This window comes from uncultured Slackia sp., assembly GCF_944321625.1.
In the GTDB taxonomy this organism is placed as follows: Bacteria; Actinomycetota; Coriobacteriia; order Coriobacteriales; family Eggerthellaceae; genus Slackia.
Window position 1 is genome coordinate 24,188 of record NZ_CALUMA010000008.1, and the last position, 16,657, is coordinate 40,844.

16 protein-coding genes, 1 other RNA gene and 1 riboswitch are annotated in these 16,657 nt (G+C 63.2%); of the genes, 16 read left to right on the forward strand and 1 reads right to left on the reverse strand.

What is annotated here, in order from left to right:
- Positions 1-127 precede the first annotated feature (127 nt).
- The 12 genes from murD (at position 128) to Q0J60_RS00865 (ending at position 12,518) form a co-directional block, all read left to right on the forward strand.
- Positions 128-1,558, forward strand: a complete 1,431-nt coding sequence (gene murD, locus Q0J60_RS00810) for a UDP-N-acetylmuramoyl-L-alanine--D-glutamate ligase (protein ID WP_294438297.1) — start codon at positions 128-130, stop codon at positions 1,556-1,558.
- Between the two features lie 24 nt (positions 1,559-1,582).
- Complete coding sequence (locus Q0J60_RS00815; protein WP_294438299.1) at positions 1,583-3,157, forward strand: FtsW/RodA/SpoVE family cell cycle protein; 1,575 nt, start codon at positions 1,583-1,585, stop codon at positions 3,155-3,157.
- A gap of 6 nt (positions 3,158-3,163) precedes the next feature.
- A complete protein-coding gene (gene murG, locus Q0J60_RS00820; protein ID WP_294438300.1) occupies positions 3,164-4,264 on the forward strand; it encodes an undecaprenyldiphospho-muramoylpentapeptide beta-N-acetylglucosaminyltransferase in 1,101 nt (366 codons plus the stop codon).
- Positions 4,265-4,339: 75 nt separating this feature from the next.
- Positions 4,340-5,743: a UDP-N-acetylmuramate--L-alanine ligase gene (gene murC / locus Q0J60_RS00825; RefSeq protein ID WP_294438302.1), complete on the forward strand. Its 1,404-nt coding sequence runs from the start codon at positions 4,340-4,342 to the stop codon at positions 5,741-5,743.
- Positions 5,733-6,647, forward strand: coding sequence for a UDP-N-acetylmuramate dehydrogenase (gene murB, locus Q0J60_RS00830; protein ID WP_294438304.1), 915 nt, complete (start codon positions 5,733-5,735; stop codon positions 6,645-6,647). Before murC ends, murB begins: the two co-directional genes overlap by 11 nt.
- Positions 6,648-6,690: 43 nt before the next feature.
- On the forward strand, positions 6,691-7,614 hold the full coding sequence (locus tag Q0J60_RS00835; protein WP_294438305.1) for a cell division protein FtsQ/DivIB: 924 nt from the start codon (positions 6,691-6,693) through the stop codon (positions 7,612-7,614).
- Positions 7,615-7,790: 176 nt separating this feature from the next.
- Positions 7,791-8,927: a cell division protein FtsZ gene (ftsZ, locus tag Q0J60_RS00840; RefSeq protein WP_294438306.1), complete on the forward strand. Its 1,137-nt coding sequence runs from the start codon at positions 7,791-7,793 to the stop codon at positions 8,925-8,927.
- Positions 8,928-8,957: 30 nt separating this feature from the next.
- Positions 8,958-9,794, forward strand: coding sequence for a polyphenol oxidase family protein (locus tag Q0J60_RS00845; RefSeq protein ID WP_294438307.1), 837 nt, complete (start codon positions 8,958-8,960; stop codon positions 9,792-9,794).
- Between the two features lie 76 nt (positions 9,795-9,870).
- Complete coding sequence (locus Q0J60_RS00850) at positions 9,871-10,563, forward strand: YggS family pyridoxal phosphate-dependent enzyme (protein WP_294438308.1); 693 nt, start codon at positions 9,871-9,873, stop codon at positions 10,561-10,563.
- Positions 10,564-10,598: 35 nt separating this feature from the next.
- Complete coding sequence (gene sepF / locus Q0J60_RS00855) at positions 10,599-11,345, forward strand: cell division protein SepF (RefSeq protein WP_294438309.1); 747 nt, start codon at positions 10,599-10,601, stop codon at positions 11,343-11,345.
- Between the two features lies 1 nt (position 11,346).
- A complete protein-coding gene (locus Q0J60_RS00860) occupies positions 11,347-11,607 on the forward strand; it encodes a YggT family protein (protein ID WP_294438310.1) in 261 nt (86 codons plus the stop codon).
- Between the two features lie 29 nt (positions 11,608-11,636).
- Positions 11,637-12,518, forward strand: coding sequence for a DivIVA domain-containing protein (locus tag Q0J60_RS00865; RefSeq protein ID WP_294438311.1), 882 nt, complete (start codon positions 11,637-11,639; stop codon positions 12,516-12,518).
- A gap of 34 nt (positions 12,519-12,552) precedes the next feature.
- Here the strand turns inward: Q0J60_RS00865 and rnpB are convergent.
- Positions 12,553-12,915: RNase P RNA component class A (gene rnpB, locus Q0J60_RS00870), an RNA gene on the reverse strand.
- 77 nt (positions 12,916-12,992) lie between these two features.
- Between rnpB and Q0J60_RS00875 the strand changes: the two genes are divergently transcribed.
- The 4 genes from Q0J60_RS00875 to thiD all read left to right on the forward strand — a co-directional run.
- On the forward strand, positions 12,993-13,751 hold the full coding sequence (locus Q0J60_RS00875) for a thiamine diphosphokinase (protein WP_294438312.1): 759 nt from the start codon (positions 12,993-12,995) through the stop codon (positions 13,749-13,751).
- Between the two features lie 382 nt (positions 13,752-14,133).
- Positions 14,134-14,242, forward strand: a riboswitch (TPP riboswitch).
- Entirely contained in the window at positions 14,236-15,075 is an 840-nt protein-coding gene (thiM, locus tag Q0J60_RS00880; protein WP_294438313.1) for a hydroxyethylthiazole kinase, read from the forward strand. It overlaps the preceding riboswitch by 7 nt.
- Positions 15,076-15,077: 2 nt before the next feature.
- Positions 15,078-15,791, forward strand: a complete 714-nt coding sequence (thiE, locus tag Q0J60_RS00885; RefSeq protein WP_294438314.1) for a thiamine phosphate synthase — start codon at positions 15,078-15,080, stop codon at positions 15,789-15,791.
- A gap of 69 nt (positions 15,792-15,860) precedes the next feature.
- The coding region (gene thiD / locus Q0J60_RS00890; RefSeq protein WP_294438315.1) for a bifunctional hydroxymethylpyrimidine kinase/phosphomethylpyrimidine kinase at positions 15,861-16,657 on the forward strand (797 nt) is incomplete at its 3' end.

Consider the following 16,657-nt stretch of genomic DNA (forward strand, 5'->3'; position numbering starts at 1 on the left):
ACGGCATGTTCGGCTCTTGCGGAACTGCGCGCGAGGTCCTCCCCGCCGCCCTTCCGCCCCGCTGCGAGCCGATGCGCTAAAGGTGCGCCTTTGGGGACCTGTTTGTTCTCCGTATGAGGAGGTTATTATGACTGGTGAGATGATTGTGGGCCGCAAGAGGGCGGCGAGGAATTTGGGCGATGTGCTCATTCTGGGCTTGGGTAAAAGCGGGCGTGCCGCTGCGCGCTACTGCCTTGAAGCACGCCATCTGGGTGAAGACGTTGCGAGCCTGACCATTGCGGCGGGCGAGCAGAACGACGGCGCTTTGGAGTTCGCGCAATACTGCGAATCGCGCGGCGCCAAGGTGTATTTCGATCTGTATACGTTCGAGGGCCATTACGACCTGTGCATCGCAAGCCCCGGCATCTCTCAGTTCTCGCGTTTCTATGAGAATGCTTCCCATGTGAGCGAAGAAATCATCAGCGAGGTTGAGTTTGCCTGGCGTGAAAGCGCTCAAGATTCGCGCTGGGTGGCGGTGACCGGCACCAATGGCAAGACTACCACCACTACGCTCACCACACACATTCTGAAGGCTGCACACGAGCGCGTGGAGGCCGTGGGCAATATTGGCAACACCTGCATCGAGGCGGTGGCGCAGGGCGAAAGCGACGTGTATGTGGCCGAGACCAGCTCGTTCCAGCTGGCCTCGATGAAGTACTTCGCGCCCCAGGCGGCCATTCTTCTGAACATCACGCCGGATCACCTGTATTGGCACATGACCTATGAGAATTACGCCGAGGCAAAGGCGCGCGTATTCGCCAATATGAACGAGGGCAACCTCGCTGTCGTGAACGTCGACGACGAAGGCGTCCAGGAAGTGCTGCCGCAGATTAGGCAGACGGGTGCCCGTGTCTGCGAGGTGTCGCTCGAAGATTCGGGCGCTTCGTGGGCGGCGTTCTGCGCGAACGGCATCCTCACGCTTCGTCGCGGGGGAGAGGAGTTCTCCCTGGTGCATCGCGATGGGCTTGCCATCAAGGGCGACCACAACGTGATCAACGCGCTGTGCGCGGCCGCTGCCGCCATGGAGGCGGGTGCTTCCGCCGACGCCGTGCGCGAAGGTCTGCGTTCGTTCAGGCCCTTGGAGCATCGCCTCGAGCCGTGCGGCCAGATCGATGGCGTGAACTTCGTGAACGACTCCAAGGCGACCAACGTAGATGCCACCCTCAAGGCGCTTTCCGCGTATCCCAAGGGGCGCGCCGTGTTCCTTCTGGGCGGTCACGACAAGGGCACCGAGCTGGATGACCTGGTGAAGGCGGCCGAGGAAACCTGCCGTGCGGTCGTGTGCTTCGGCGCCGCGGGCGAGCGCTTCATGAAAGCGTTCGAAGGCAGCTCGCTGACGCATGTCCAAACCGCGCATATGGAAGACGCCCTTGACGAGGCCATCTCGATCGCTCAGCCGGGGGATTCCGTGGTGCTCTCTCCCGCGTGCGCGTCGTTCGACGAGTTCGATTCGTTCGAGCATCGCGGCCGCGTGTTCAAGCATCTCGTCGCGTTCCGCGCTCAGCGCGCCGAACGCTAGGCGGCCGCCTTGGCGTTTTCTTTCATGCATAGCAACGGGACGCGTTCCGCCGAAAAGGCGGCGCGCAACCAGGCCGATGCCCGCGGAGTGCCCGCCGACATCATGCTGCCGCGCGTCGTGCTCATGGTATCGGTGATTCTGCTGGTGCTCATCGGGTTGGTCATGGTGTTCTCGGCGTCGACCGTCGAAGCCATTGCCGACGAGGAAAGCGTGCTCTCCTATGTGAGCAAGCAGGCGATTTTCGTAGGCATCGGCGCATTGGGCGCGCTCATCGTCGCGAAGCTCATGCCGTACCACATCTGGCGTTCGGGTCCTGTGTTCTACATCTTCTGGGGCTTGGCGTGCGTGCTTCTGGTGGCGGTGCTTCTGGTGGGCACCGAGGCGCTGGGCGCCCAGCGTTGGATCTACATCGGCCCGTTCAGCCTTCAGCCTACCGAGTTTGCCAAGATCATCCTGGTCATCGGGGCGGCGCGTATCATGTGCGACCTCAACGAGGGCGCCATGAACGTCAAGCAGGCGGCCGTGTGGTTCTTCGTGCTGGTGCTGGCGCCGCTCGCGTTTCTGTACGAGACGCAATCGGACATGGGCTCGGCCATCATCATCCTCATGGGCGTGTTCGCGGTCGCCTGGCTGGGCGAGGTTCCCCTGAAGCTGCTGGTGCCGGTGGTGCTGGTGCTGGTGGTCGTGGCTGCTGTCGCGATGAGCACGGGGTATCGCGCCGAACGCGTGAAGGTGTGGCTGAACCCGTGGAACGACGGCGAGGGCGGCTACGGCACGGGCTTCCAGCTGATCCATTCGTATTATGCGTTCTCGCAAGGCGGCCTTTTCGGCGTGGGATTGGGCAACTCGCGTGAGAAGTTCCTCTACCTTCCCGAGGCCGAGACCGACTTCATCTTCTCCATCATCGGGGAAGAGCTGGGTATGGTGGGCGCTCTTGCGGTCATCGCCCTGTTTATCGCGTTTCTCTATGCCGGCCTGCGCATCGCCGCCAAGGCTCCGGATGAGTTCGGCAAGATTCTGGCGGGCAGCCTGACGGTCATGCTGGTGGGACAGGCCTTTTTGAATATGGCATGCGCCACCGGGCTGTTTCCGACTACGGGTAAGCCGCTGCCGTTCATCTCATCGGGCGGATCGTCGGTCATATCGTCTCTGCTCATCGTGGGCGTGCTCATGTCGGTGAGCTACGGTTCCAATGTGCTCACGCCCTACGAGCAGCGCCGCAACAACCTCAACGTGCTCCGCGTCGAAAGTGATGCGTCCGCTTCTGGCGATTCGTACGATATGAATGAAGGGCGCGGACGCACGAGGCGCTCCGGATCGAGGGGCGCAGGCGATGTGGCATCCTTAGGCTCCTCGCGCGGGAGAGGCGGAAGAAACCGAAGCGCGGCCCGTCAAGAAAGGGACGCGCTCTCTGGGGAATCCTTGCGCAGCGCAGGCCCCGGAAGGCGCAGCGACCGAAATTCCCGCGCATCCGAGGCACCGGGTTCCAGACGTTCGTCCGGCATGGATACGACGACGCGTTCCTCGCGGTCCCGCTCGAGTGATTTGCGATTGGGAACGGGCAGGGATAGAACGTATTACGACGACCGAAGGCGATGATGTTCGTTGAAGAAGATAGTCCTGTCTGGCGGTGGTACCGCCGGCCATATCAATCCGGCGTTGGCGCTTGCTGAAGTGCTGCAGGAGCGCGGCTTCGAGGTTCATTTCGCCGGAACGCCCCAAGGCGTCGAGGCGCGTCTGGTGAAGCTCGCGGGCATTCCGTTCACTGCGTTCGATGCCGCCGGGTTCGACCGTCAGGCGCCATGGACGCTCGTGACCTCAAGCGTGAAAATCGCTCGTTCCGCGTCGCGCGCTCGTTCCTGGATGCGCGAGCTCGGTCCCGCCGCCGTGGTGGGGTTTGGCGGATATGTGTCCATTCCCGTGGGCATGGCGGCCGAAAAGCTGGGTGTGCCCGTGGTGGTGCATGAGCAGAATTCCGTCATGGGCATGGCTAACAAGTTTTTGGCGAAACGTGCGCGTGCAGTCGCATTGACTTACGGTGTCGCGGCGGAAGGGGTCGACATTCCCGGCGAGGTGGTTGTCACGGGCAACCCGGTGCGCAGCTCGGTGCTTTCTGCCACGCGCGAAGAGGGGCGTGCGATGCTTGGCATCCCCGATGATGCTACGATGCTGCTCGTGTTCGGCGGAAGCCTCGGGGCACGCCATATCAACCAGGCCATCACGGCTCTCAAGCATCGGTTGATGGATGTGGAGGGCCTGCATGTGGTACACATCACGGGGCCGAAAGAATACGATGCCACGCTCGAGGGGCTGGCTCTGACCGATGCGGAATCCGCACGATGGCATATCATGCCCTATCAGGACCGCATGGCCGAGACGCTTGCCGCGGCGGACTGCGTCATCTCGCGTGCCGGAGCGACTTCCCTCGCCGAGATTTCTGCTTTGAGGCTGCCGGCGTTGCTGGTGCCGTTCCCCTTTGCGACTGCGGATCACCAGACCACCAACGCGCGAGCCTACGTCGCCGCCGGGGCGGCGTATATGATGCCCGACGACGCGCTCGACACCGAGGAATTCGCCGAAAAGGTCATGTCCCTGGTGACCGACGCGACGGTGCGCGACGAGATGCGCGCCAATGCCGCGGCGTTCAAGACCGAGGACGCGGCTGCCGCATTGGCGGATGTTGTGTGTCGGTTCGCACGCGGCTAGGGCGGCTGGGCTACAATATCCGGTCGCGAACATTACCGTATAAGCATGAGGTTATTGAGGACAAGGAGCACGAATATGGCCGAAACGAAGCGCCTTCATTTCATCGGCGTCGGCGGTGTGGGCATGAGCGGAATCGCCCGCGTCGCATCCGACCTGGGCTATATCGTGAGCGGCTCCGATATGAAGAAGTCGCGCTATACCGACCAGCTTGAGGAGGCGGGTGTCACGGTGCATATCGGCCAGGACGCCGCCAACGTGCCCGAGGACTGCGATGTCGCGGTGGCTTCGACCGCTATTCCCGAGACGAATCCCGAGATGATTCGCGCACGGGAGATGGGCATTCCGGTGTGGCAGCGCGCCCGCATGCTCGCTGAGCTGGGCAAGGGCAAGAAGACGCTCGCCGCTGCGGGCACGCACGGCAAGACCACCACGTCCTCAATGCTCGCTACGGTGGTGGACGCTCTGGGGCTCGATCCCACGTTCGTCGTGGGCGGCATCGTCGATGCATATCAGTCTAACGCTGCGTCCGGCAAGGGCGACTATTGTGTGGTCGAGGCCGATGAGAGCGATGGGTCGTTCCTGAACCTCTCGCCCTATGTGGCCTTGGTCACCAATGTGGAGGCGGACCATCTCGATCACTACGTGGGCGGCATCGATGAGATTCGTGCCACGTTCGCCCAGTTCATGGGGTCGGTGCCCGACGATGGCGCCGTGGTGGCGTACGGCGAAGACCCCGAGCTCGTTCGTCTGGCGCGTTCGTCCGCCAAGCGCTCGTTCACGTACGGCTTCAATGCCGACTGCGATATCCGCGTGGAGAATTACCGGACCAAGGGGGTTGCCGCTCTGTTCGACGTGGCGTTCCCCGACGGCCGTGTGGTCGCCTGCACGCTGCCTAAGAATCCCGGCCGCCATAACGCCCTCAACGCCGCAGGCGTGTTGGGCGTGATCTATGCGCTGGGCGAGGATGTCGAAGCCGCCGCTGCGGGACTTATGCGTTATTCGGGCGTGCGCCGCAGGTTCGACCTCGTGGGGGATGCATGCGACATCACCGTGGTCGATGACTACGCGCACCATCCCACAGAGATCAAGGCGACGCTCGCCGCCGGCAACGATCTTGACTTCAAGCGCATCATGGTGCTGTTCCAGCCCCATCGTTATTCGCGCACCCAAAGCCTTGCCGCCGAATTCGGCGAGGCCTTCGATGTCGCGGATTGCGTGGTCGTGGCCGATGTGTACGGAGCGGGCGAGGCCCCGATTGAGGGCGTGAGCGGAGACGCCATCGTTCAGGCAATCAAGGCGCACAACGCTTCTGCCGATGCCGTGTTCGCGCCGACGAAAGATGACGCGATCTCGACGATGGCGAGCCTGGTGCGTCCCGGCGACCTCGTGTTCACGATGGGCGCGGGAGATGTGACCACGTTCGGCCCGGTGTTGCTCGAAGAAGTGCGCAAAGGCGAGGACGCGCGTCGTGACGCTTGATCTTGTTCGGGCTCTTTCCGGCGATTTCGAGGGCATCGTCCTCGAAGACGAGCCGATGAGCCGCCATACCACATACCGAATCGGCGGGCCGGCACGCTATCTGGTGCGTGCCGATTCGCTTTCTGCCCTCGTGCGCGCTACCGATGCGTGCCGTGAGGCCGGCATGCCCTGGGTCGCCGTGGGGCAGGGGAGCAACCTGCTCGTATTCGATGACGGGTTCGATGGTGCCGTCATCACACTGGGTTCGGGTTTCTCGGCCTGCGTATACAACGAAGAATCCGGCACGTTCTCGGCGGGCGCATCGTGCCGCCTATCGCACGTGGTGCGCGAGGCCCATGCCCATGCGCGCGAGGGCTTCGAGTTCGCGGTGGGCACGCCGGGCACGTTGGGCGGGGCGCTGCGCATGAACGCCGGCACGAGCCGCGACTACCTGGGAAGCCGCGTGGTGTCTGTCACCACGCTTCGGCCCGGTTCGGGGCTTCGTCGCTACAATGCTGCGGATATTGAATGGGGATATCGCCAGAGCTCGCTGCCGTTCGACGAAATCGTGCTTGAATGCGAGCTGTCGAGCATGCCCGGCGACGCCGAAGAGATTCGTGCGCGCATGGAGTCATCGCGTTCGAGGCGCCGCAAGACGCAGCCCTTGTCGTACCCTTCGTGCGGGAGCGTGTTCCGCAACCCAGAGGGTGCATCGGCGGCGCGCCTCGTGGAAAGCACGGGACTGAAGGGGGCCACCTGCGGCGGCGCCCAGATTTCCGAGCTGCATGCAAATTTCATCATCAATCGGTCGCAGGCGCGCGCGGTGGAAGTGCTCGCGCTCATCCATGCGGCACAGGATGCGGTGCGAGAGCGCTGCGGAGTAGAGCTTGTACCGGAGGTGCGTTTCCTTGGCTTCGCGCAATAGCAGACAACGCCCACAGGCGCGACGTTCGGCTCCGCGTTCGTCGGTGCCGCGCACGGGTCGTCCGTCGCGTACGGGCGGCTACGACCGTCGTGCGTATGCGCAGCGACGCGATTTGGGCAGCGCCGCGCCTCGCGTGTCCACGGTCAAGGTGGGGTCCCTTGCCCAGGACACCCATCGCCGCCGTGCGCAGGAAACCTATCGGGCTCATATGGCGAAGGCGATCGCCGTGCTCGCCATTGTGGCCGTGCTCGCCGTTGCGGCGGTGGGCGTGTATCTTTCCCCCTTGTTCGACATCAAGCAGGTGACGGTGTCGGGCGTCGAGCATCTGACGGCCGACGAGATGACCCAGCTTGCCAACGTGCCTTCCGATACCACGCTTCTGCGTGTGGATGCGGGGGCGATCAAGCAGAGCATCATGCGCGATGCGTGGGTTGCCGACGTGGACGTTCAGCGCGTGTTCCCCGACACGCTCAACCTCGCCGTGACCGAACGCCAGATCGGTGCGACGGTGCAGGTGACCACGCAGGACGGCTCGTCCACCGAGATCTGGGCGCTGTCTACGGACGGCATGTGGCTCTGCCTGGTGCCTGAAGAGGGGTCCGAGGAAGCGCAGACCGTGAGCCCCAAGATTATCGAGGACGCTGCGAACGTGTTCTCGATCAAGGACGTGGGCACGGGCGTGTCCCCTGAAATCGGAGCGTATTGCACCGACGAGTCGATCGTGAACGCGCTCGACATCGTGACGGGGCTCACCACCGAGCTCAAAGATCAGATCGTTTCGGTGTCGGCGCAGTCGGCGGAAAGCACGCGCCTCACCCTTGAGTCCAAGGTCGAGATAGACTTCGGCGTGGCCGAGGATATTCGCGAAAAGGAGCGCATCTGCCTTCAACTGCTCGCTGACAATCCGGGCAAGGTCGCCTATATCAACGTGCGCGTGGTGGATAGTCCCACGTGGCGGGCGGCATAATTTCTGTAGCTTCGGCGGAAGATGGGCGCCGACGCGGGGTCAATTCCTTGCAATGTCGGCTCGTTCGTGTAAAGTAGTACTGTCATGCTTTCTTCGTGAAAGCGCATGCAAGTTTGCACGCTACCGATGCGATTGCAGAGAAACGCAGCATAAACGACGCACGTGTGGAGGATACGATGCCTAATAACATTGGTTCAGATCATCTGGCCGTCATCAAGGTCGTAGGCGTGGGCGGCGGCGGCACCAATGCCGTCAACCGCATGGTCGAGGCCGGTCTCAAGGGCGTGGAGTTCATCGCCGTCAACACCGATAAGCAGGCCCTGCTCCAGTCCAACGCCGATAAGGTTATCCATATCGGCGAGGAGCTGACGCGCGGCCTGGGCGCCGGCGCCAATCCCGAAATCGGCTGCCAGGCGGCCGAAGAGTCCCGTTCCGAGATTCGCGACGCGCTTGCCGAGGCCGACATGGTGTTCGTCACCGCCGGCGAAGGCGGCGGCACCGGCACGGGTGCTGCTCCCGTGGTTGCCGAAATCGCGCGTGAGGAAATCGGCGCGCTTACCGTGGGCATCGTGACCAAGCCGTTTGGTTTCGAGGGTCGCGTACGTCGCAACCAGGCCGAACAGGGCTGCGACCTGCTTTCCCAGAAGGTCGACACCCTCATCGTGATCCCCAACGACCGCCTGCTCGAGGTCATCGACAAGAAGACCTCCATGCTCGACGCGTTCCGCATCGCCGACGACACGCTGCGCCAGGGCATCCAGGGCGTGACCGACCTGATCACCATCCCGGGCCTGATCAACCTCGACTTCGCCGACATCCGCGCCGTCATGAAGGACGCCGGCACGGCCATGATGGGCATCGGCTTCGGCACCGGCGAGAACCGTGCGCTCGACGCCGCTACCCAGGCCATCAACTCCAACCTGCTCGAGGCTGAGATTCAGGGTGCCAGCCGCGTGCTGTTCTCCATCGCCGGCGGTCCGGATCTCACGCTTGCCGAGGTCGACGCCGCTGCGCGCGCCATGGAGGCCGTCGTGGACGAGGATGCCAACATCATCTACGGCCAGATCATCGACGAGACTCTGGGCGATCAGGTGCGCATCACCGTTATCGCCACCGGCTTCTCCCGCCCATCGCAGTCCACGATCGACTTCGACAGCGCTCGCAACGATCTGTTCGCGTCCACCGCGCCGATCCGCGACACCTACACGTCCAACCAGAGCCATCCTACCTCTCCGGTTGCCGCGTCGGCTAATGCCGCCTCCACCCGCATCGCTGACGAGGAGTACATCCCCGACTTCCTGCGTCGCCGATAGGACGTAGCGTCCGTGCTCGGACATAGCGAAATGAATGCTGCAACGACCCTCGCATTGCCGTACCCTCGGCTTGTCGAGGGTCGTTTCGGCTCCTGCACTGTTCTGACCGATGAGAGCCTGCATGAAGCATGCGGGGTGCGCATCGCGTTCACCGAAAGGACGGGCGGCGTGAGCGAAGGCGCGTATGCGTCGCTCAACCTGGGCCGTCATGTGGACGACGATCCGGAACGCGTCAGGCGGAATGTGTCGCGCGTGCTCGATGCGTTTGGCGCATCGGAGGATGTGTGCATTCGTCCTCGTCAAGTCCACGGGAATACCGTGGCTGTGTGCCGCAGTGCGAAGGAGGCTTCCGCCGTGAACGCCTCGACGCAGGACGGGGCCGATGGCGTGGTGGTCGCTTGCGACAACGTGTCGACGCTGCTGTGCTTCGCGGATTGCGCGCCGTTGATTATGGTGGCTCCATCGGGGCATTTTGCCGTGGTGCATGCCGGATGGAGGGGCGTGGTCGCGCGCATCGCCGAGGGCGCAGTGCGCACTCTGCGTGAGATCGACCGCGTTTCCGCTGATCAGGTCAATGTCTACATCGGTCCCCATATCGGGGTGTGTCATTTCGAGGTGGGCACCGAGGTCAGCGAAGTGTTCTCTTGTGAATTCGGCGAGGACTGCGTTCCCGACCCGCGCCATGTGGATCTGTCGCGGGCGCTGCGAAATTCCCTGTGCGGCGTCGGCGTTGACGAGAGCCGCATCGTCGACGCGGGCATATGCACCGTATGCGACGAGGGGCGGCGGTTCTTCTCCTATCGCGCCAGCGGGGGCGTGTGCGGGCGCCATGGGGCGTTTGCGATCAAGACGACGCCTTGCAGCTAGGGTCACCGGAACGTTTGGATATACGACGCAGGCGGTCATGCGCCGCGCCGTCTTGTGAAAGAGGCGAGTTGTCACGATGACGTTGAGGGAAAGATACGAAGCGATTGCCGCCGAGGTTGCGGACGCGTGCGAGGCCTGCGGAAGGCCGCGCGACGCCGTGCGCGTGATCGGCGTCTCCAAGACGGTCGACATTGATGCCGTCGAGGAGGCGATTGCCGCCGGAGTGCATGATTTCGGAGAAAATCGCCCTGCGGAGCTCGCACGCAAGCACGATGCGTTTCCTCAGGAGCGCTGGCACTTCATCGGCAACATCCAATCCCGTCAGCTCAATATGGTCGTGGGCCGCGCCTGTCTCATCCATTCGTTATGCCAGGAAAGCCACGCCGATCGCATAGAGCGCCTGGCGGCGGAGCAGGGGATTGTCCAGGATGTGCTCATCGAGGTGAATGACGGGGAGGAGAACAAGCAGGGCCTTCCAGCCGACGATTTGTTGGACATGCTCCTGCATTGCGCCGCGCTCGAGCACGTGCGCGTGCGCGGGCTCATGACCATGGCGCCCCAGGGCGATATGGACCGCGCCGCCGCCACGTTCAAGCGGCTTGCGGAGCTTCGCGATTCAATGCGCGCCGCCCTTCGTGAGCGCGGCATCGAAAACGTGGACCTCCATGAACTTTCGATGGGAATGAGCGACGATTACCGAGAAGCCATACCCCAAGGCGCTACCATGGTACGCATCGGTCGCGCGATATTCAGCGAAAACTATGCCTAAGCGCCCGATTGACTACGATAAGGTGGATTGACGTTATGGATTTGAGGATACCTAGCTTCGACGAGTTGAAAGACCGTTTCAGCCCCCGCGATGCCCAGCCTGCGCGCTCGCGCCGCACGCCCGTGCGCGAAACGCCGAGCTACGATGATTTCGGGAGCGAGGATTTCGGCGAGTACGCGTTCGACGACAACGCCGATTACGCGCAGGAGCCCGCATTGACGGGTTCGTTCTCGCCTTCTCTCCCCAAACTGGTGACGGCGAATGACGTGCGCGCCCATACGCAGTACACGCCTTCCGACGACCCGCAGGCGACGCGCCCCAACCGTGACCTGGCGTCTCTGCGCGCCGATGAGCAGCGTTCCCCGGGTCTGAACAGCCTGTTCGAGACAAGCACGCAGCCGTCGCGCGCCGCTTCCGCGAGCGAGACAGGCGCCCTGCGCGATTCCCGCGCGGTGCCCCAGAGCCAAGGCCCGGCGGCAAGCCCCGTTGTGGAGCCTCGCGTCACCCAGCGTGCGACGCGCATTCTCACGGTCATCAAGCCCGAGAGCTATGCCGAGGCCGAGCGCATTGCCAAGATTCTCAAGTCGGGCGATGTCGCCGTGCTTTCGCTGCGCAACACCCCCGAAGCGCTGGGCAAGCGCATCCTTGATTTCAGCTTCGGCGTCGCCTGCGCGCTCGACGCGCGCGTGGAGTGCGTGTCGGGCCACGTGTTCGCGCTCACGCGCGGCGTCGGCCTCACCGAGGGCGAGGCGGCACGCCTGCGCGACCAGGGGCTGATGTAGGATGTACGCCCTCCAGTACCTCATCGTTACGCTGGCGGACGTCTACAGCATGATCCTGTTCGTGTACGTCCTGATGTCGTGGATTCCCCAGAAGACCGGCATCGTGGGCGACATCGACACCATCTTGGGCAAGCTTTGCGACCCGTATCTTGACCTGTTCAGGCGGTTCATCCCGCCTATTGGAGGCATGGTTGACGTTTCGCCAATCGTGGCCCTGCTTGTATTACAATTTGCAGTACGGCTGATCGTGAGCATCCTCTAGGTCGGCAAGGAAAGGAATAAGGAGCGGATATGGCTATCACTTCCGAAGAGATTCACAACCAAAGCTTCACTGTCGACCGCAAGGGGTACGACGTCGACGAGGTGGACGTGTTCCTGGAGCATGTTGCCGCCGAGATCGACAACCTGAACGCCGAGATTGACGAGCTGAATGCGCGTCTCGCTCAGTACGAGGGCCAGGGCGGTTACCTTGATGATGGGCCCATGGATATGGATGCCGCTTTCGCCGAGCCGGCGCTTCCCGAGGAGCTCGCCGCTCAGGCAGATGCCGAGGAGGAGCCTGCTGCCTCCGCGACCGACGACGAGAAGGATGCCCGCATCGCCGAGCTCGAGCGTCAGCTTGAGGAGCAGAAGAGCGACGCCTCCGCCATCGCCAGCGCGCTCGTGACGGCTCAGCGCTCCGCCCAGGAGGTCATCGACGCGGCCAACGCCGAGGCCAAGCGCATCCACGACAACGCCGAGGCCGATGCCGAGGATATCGTCGACCGCGCCAACGCCGAGCGCATCAAGATCGAAGACGCCATCGAGGAGCTGGAGCGCTCCCACAAGCAGACCTGCGAGAGCTACTCCGAGGCTCTGAAGGCGTTCATCGAAGATGCGAACAAGAAGCTCGACGACATCGAGGACGAGCTTGCCAAGCGCGACGGCAAGAAGCGTGCCCATGCCCGCTTCGCCAGTCCCGTGCAGGCACCCGTCCATAAGCCTGCGCCCGCCGGCGCCACCGGAGCGGTCGCTCCCAGCTACACGGCGCCCGCGATGCCCGCAACCGGCGCTGCCGCGCCCGTGACGCCTGCAGCCACCATCCCGGCTCAGGTGAAGCCTTCCGCAGTGGAGAAGGACCTGAGCGGCTTCGGAGACGCCTCCGACGCCTTCGATCTGGGCGACATTGATTAAACAAGAAAAGCTCCCTTTCGGGAGCTTTTCTTTTGCCGTAGCGGGCCTGTAAGCCGGGTTCTGTCTTTGAAGACGGCCATTTATCTAGGACGCACGTCGCCGTACGCCTCAAGCAGGCTACCCGCATGCACGGAGAGGCTCAACCGTATCGCATGCCTATTCGCCCTTGCTTCGGATGGGGTTTACCTAAGCCACGCTGTTACCAACGTGCTGGTGCGCTCTTACCACACCTTCTCAGCTTTTCTCTTAACGCCTGAGGGCGCCAGTGGGAGTTTAAGTTTCTTCAGCACTAATCCGTCGGGTTTCCCCGCCCGGCCGTTAGCCGGCATCCTGCCTCAAGAAGCCCGGACTTTCCTCATGAGGGGCTTTGCCCTCCCGCGACCGTCCGGCCCGCATAGCCGGCATATTGTAGCATTGGCGGGCTTGGTGGTGTAGGATTTTCCGACCGAAGAAGAGTTGGTGAAAGGCGAATCCATGGATTTCTCTCAATGCTGCGCGATTGTCGGGTCGGCGTCGTTCGACGCGGGGCATTTTCTGCGCGAGTATGATGCGGGCGCATTTGCGTGCGTGGTGGCGGCCGACGGCGGATTCGCCAGCCTTGAAGCCGCGGGCGTCATGCCGGATGTGGCGCTGGGTGATTTCGACTCGCTGGGCTATGAGCCCGATGCCCCGGTGGTCGAGCGCCATCCCGTGATGAAGGACGAAACCGACTTGGAGCTTGCACTCATGTGGGCGCATCGCCGGGGCTTTCCGTCTGCCGCGGTATATGGCGCACTCGGCGGTAGGCTCGACCAGACCATGGCCACACTGCAGACGCTCGTCCATTTCGCTCGCGCGGGCATGTGCGTCGCTGCGGTGGGCGAGGGGTATGTGGTCGCTGTCTTGTCGTCGGGGAAGGCCGGGTCGCTTGCTCCTGCGAACATGGTTTCGAATGAGACCCAGGAGGAGGGACGTGTCGATACCGCCGCGGTCCCATCGCCATGCGCTTCGCTCGACCTGCCCGGCGGGCTTGAAGGCATCGTGTCGGTGTGCGCCATGGGCGGCGATGCGCGGGTGACGGAGCGAGGGCTGCTTTACGAAGTTGAGGGCTTCATGCTTGCTTGCGATTCCTCGCGCGGAGTTTCCAACGAATTCACTGGCCGCGCGGCTCATATCGAGGTTGCCGAAGGCGATGCCCTCGTGTTTTTGCCCGCATTGTCGCTCTGCGCGCTCAGTGACAAAAACCCGGTATAAAAAATGCCTTATTGGCTACGTTTTGACCCCTTGGGTATAAAAATCGCTTTATTGGCGTTGTCTCTCTGCGAGAACGAATGCAAAAAAAGCGACAGAGGAGGAACTCTAAATCTTTGAACTGGGATTTTAATAATTTATTCTCCAATCGTGGCCATATGCACTTCGGCACAGCGCCGAAACGCCCCGCACATAAGGCGATTTTTATACCGATCGCCGCAAACCGTAGCCAATAAGGCTGTTTTTATACCGACTGTATCGATCTTCGCACCGAACAGGCTTCGACCGCTGTGGGCGGGCCGCACTGGGCCGGTGGGTTTATGTGCCGCATACCGGAAGGGTTGAGGCCGGGGTGATCCGATGCGAATGAAACGACTATAATCGCATACGCACATACGGGGAGCTCGCCGAAGCGGGCTGAGAGGGTGCTTCTTCGCACCGACCCGCAGAACCTGACATGGGTAATGCCAACGAAGGGAGAGAAAACATGTCTATCAGTGCATCTATTTCCGCCTGCGCCCAATCCGTGCGCGAAACAACCCCGCTTGTTCACTGCATCACGAACTACGTGACCGTCGAGGGCTGTGCGAACGCCGTGCTCGCCGTAGGCGGTAGCCCCATCATGAGCGACGAACCTGCCGACGTGGAGGACATCACCTCCATCTGCAACGCACTGGTGCTCAATATCGGCACGCTGAACGCGCGCAGCATCGAGGGCATGAAGGTGGCCGGGGCTCGTGCGGCGAGCCTGGGCCATCCGATCGTACTTGACCCGGTGGGGGCAGGCGCCTCGGCGTTGCGCACCAAGACCGCTTGCGAACTGCTTGACACACTGCCGGTCACGCTTGTGCGCGGCAACATGAGCGAGGTCAAGGCCATCGCGGGCGCCTCCGCGGCTACCCAGGGCGTGGATGTAAACCCCGAGGACGCCGTGACCGATATGGATGCGGCACGCCGCGCCGCCGCCTTCGCGCGCGACTTTGCCGCTAAGGCGGGATGCGTGGTGGCTATCACCGGCCCCATCGACATCGTAGCGGATGCGAACCGCGCGTTCGCCGTGAGCAACGGAACCCCGCTGCAGGGTCGCATCACGGGATCGGGCTGCATGCTTTCCGCTATTTCCGGCGCGTATGTGGCGCGCTATGCCGATGACGCGCTTGAGGCCGCGCTTTCCGCCGTGGTGCATATGGGCGCCGCCGGCCAGCAGGCGGAAGGGCGCATGACCGAGGCCGACGGCACGGGCACGTTCCGCACCTACCTCATGGATGCGCTCTCGCTGCTTTCGGGCGATGATCTGGCGCGGCTCGCCCAGGTCGAGGAGCTATAGCCATGGCAGCAGGCGAAAAGCCTCATGCGCGTGATGGCGCGCCGTTTGTTCCACCGTCTCGTGGAGCGTGGACTCCGGACGCCATTCGGGAGGGAATGAGGCTGTATGCCGTCACGGACAGCGCATGGCTTCATGGCCGTACGCTGGCTGAGTGCGTGCGGCAGGCGATCGCGGGCGGTGCGACATTCGTACAATTGCGCGAGAAGAATCTTTCGACCGACGAGATCGTGGTGTTAGCGCGCACGATTCTGCCGGTGTGCCGAGAAGCGGGCGTGCCGTTCGTCATCGACGACGATGTGGAGGCGGCGCTCGCGTCGGGCGCTGACGGCGTGCACGTGGGGCAGTCCGACGTGGCATGCGCCGAAGCGCGACGCACGTTGGGGCCGGATGCAATCGTGGGCGTGTCGGCTCAGACGGTGGAGCAAGCGAAGGCGGCTCAGGCGGCCGGAGCCGACTATCTGGGTGTCGGGGCGCTCATCCCTACGTCAACTAAGCCCGACGCGGTGGATGTGACGCGTGAGGAACTCGTTGCCATCTGCGCTGCGGTGGACATTCCTGTAGTGGGCATCGGGGGGCTTAACGCGGATACCGTAGGGGTGCTTGACGACACGGGAGCAAGCGGCGCTGCGGTGGTGTCGGCCCTGTTCGCAGCAGATGACGTGAAGGCATCGGCGCGCGTCCTGCGATCGAAGCTCGACCGCTTGAGTTTGCGCTGATTCATACATCATGGGAAATGAATCGCCGCCGATGCGTGTAGGCAGGGGCGGCGTTCGGAAGGAGGGCCAATGGGCTACTCGCTGAAAAGCGTGCTTTCGATTGCGGGCTCGGATAGCTCGGGCGGAGCCGGCATCCAGGCCGACATCAAGACCATTGAGGCGCTAGGGCTGTTTGCGCAGACCGCCATCACGGCGCTCACGGCCCAGAACACTACAGGCGTGGCGGGCGTGTTCGATTCGTCGCCCGAGTTCGTGCGCGCGCAGATCGACGCGGTGTTCGACGACATCCTCCCCGACGCGGTGAAGATCGGCATGGTGTCGTCGGCGGCGCTCGTGAGGGCCATCGCCGAAGGGCTTCGCGCTCATGGCGCATCGAACGTGGTGGTCGATCCGGTCATGGTTGCCACAAGCGGGTCGGCGCTTATGGGCGAAGGGGTCAAAGATGTGCTCGTGAGCGAGCTGTTCCCGATGGCGGATGTGGTGACGCCGAATATTCCCGAGGCAGAGGCTTTGACGGGGATGAGCATCGGGACGAAGGGCGACATGGAGTGCGCGGCGCGCAAGATTGCGCTGCTGACAAAAGGAGCGGTGCTGATCAAGGGCGGGCACGACATCGACGGCGGCAGGGCGGACGATCTGCTCTATTCCGGCGGGGAGTGCGCGTGGCTTTTGGGCGAGCGCATCGATACGGAGAACACCCACGGCACGGGATGCACGCTTTCGAGCGCGATTGCGTGCGGCCTGGCCGAGGGGCGGGATGTGCGGGATGCGGTGGCTCGCGCCAAGCGTTACGTCGCGGGCGCGTTGGCCGCGGGGGTGACCCTCGGTAGGGGGTGCGGCCCCCTCGATCACATGTGGGCGCTTCG

What these genes read in the sequence shown, in the direction of transcription:
- murD (WP_294438297.1), top strand. Translation starts at nt 128, where the DNA reads ATGACTGGTGAGATGATTGTGGGCCGCAAGAGGGCGGCGAGGAATTTG.
- Q0J60_RS00815 (WP_294438299.1), top strand. Translation starts at nt 1,583, where the DNA reads ATGCATAGCAACGGGACGCGTTCCGCCGAAAAGGCGGCGCGCAACCAG.
- murC (WP_294438302.1), top strand. Translation starts at nt 4,340, where the DNA reads ATGGCCGAAACGAAGCGCCTTCATTTCATCGGCGTCGGCGGTGTGGGC.
- ftsZ (WP_294438306.1), top strand. Translation starts at nt 7,791, where the DNA reads ATGCCTAATAACATTGGTTCAGATCATCTGGCCGTCATCAAGGTCGTA.
- Q0J60_RS00845 (WP_294438307.1), top strand. Translation starts at nt 8,958, where the DNA reads ATGAATGCTGCAACGACCCTCGCATTGCCGTACCCTCGGCTTGTCGAG.
- Q0J60_RS00850 (WP_294438308.1), top strand. Translation starts at nt 9,871, where the DNA reads ATGACGTTGAGGGAAAGATACGAAGCGATTGCCGCCGAGGTTGCGGAC.
- sepF (WP_294438309.1), top strand. Translation starts at nt 10,599, where the DNA reads ATGGATTTGAGGATACCTAGCTTCGACGAGTTGAAAGACCGTTTCAGC.
- Q0J60_RS00860 (WP_294438310.1), top strand. Translation starts at nt 11,347, where the DNA reads ATGTACGCCCTCCAGTACCTCATCGTTACGCTGGCGGACGTCTACAGC.
- Q0J60_RS00865 (WP_294438311.1), top strand. Translation starts at nt 11,637, where the DNA reads ATGGCTATCACTTCCGAAGAGATTCACAACCAAAGCTTCACTGTCGAC.
- Q0J60_RS00875 (WP_294438312.1), top strand. Translation starts at nt 12,993, where the DNA reads ATGGATTTCTCTCAATGCTGCGCGATTGTCGGGTCGGCGTCGTTCGAC.
- thiM (WP_294438313.1), top strand. Translation starts at nt 14,236, where the DNA reads ATGTCTATCAGTGCATCTATTTCCGCCTGCGCCCAATCCGTGCGCGAA.
- thiE (WP_294438314.1), top strand. Translation starts at nt 15,078, where the DNA reads ATGGCAGCAGGCGAAAAGCCTCATGCGCGTGATGGCGCGCCGTTTGTT.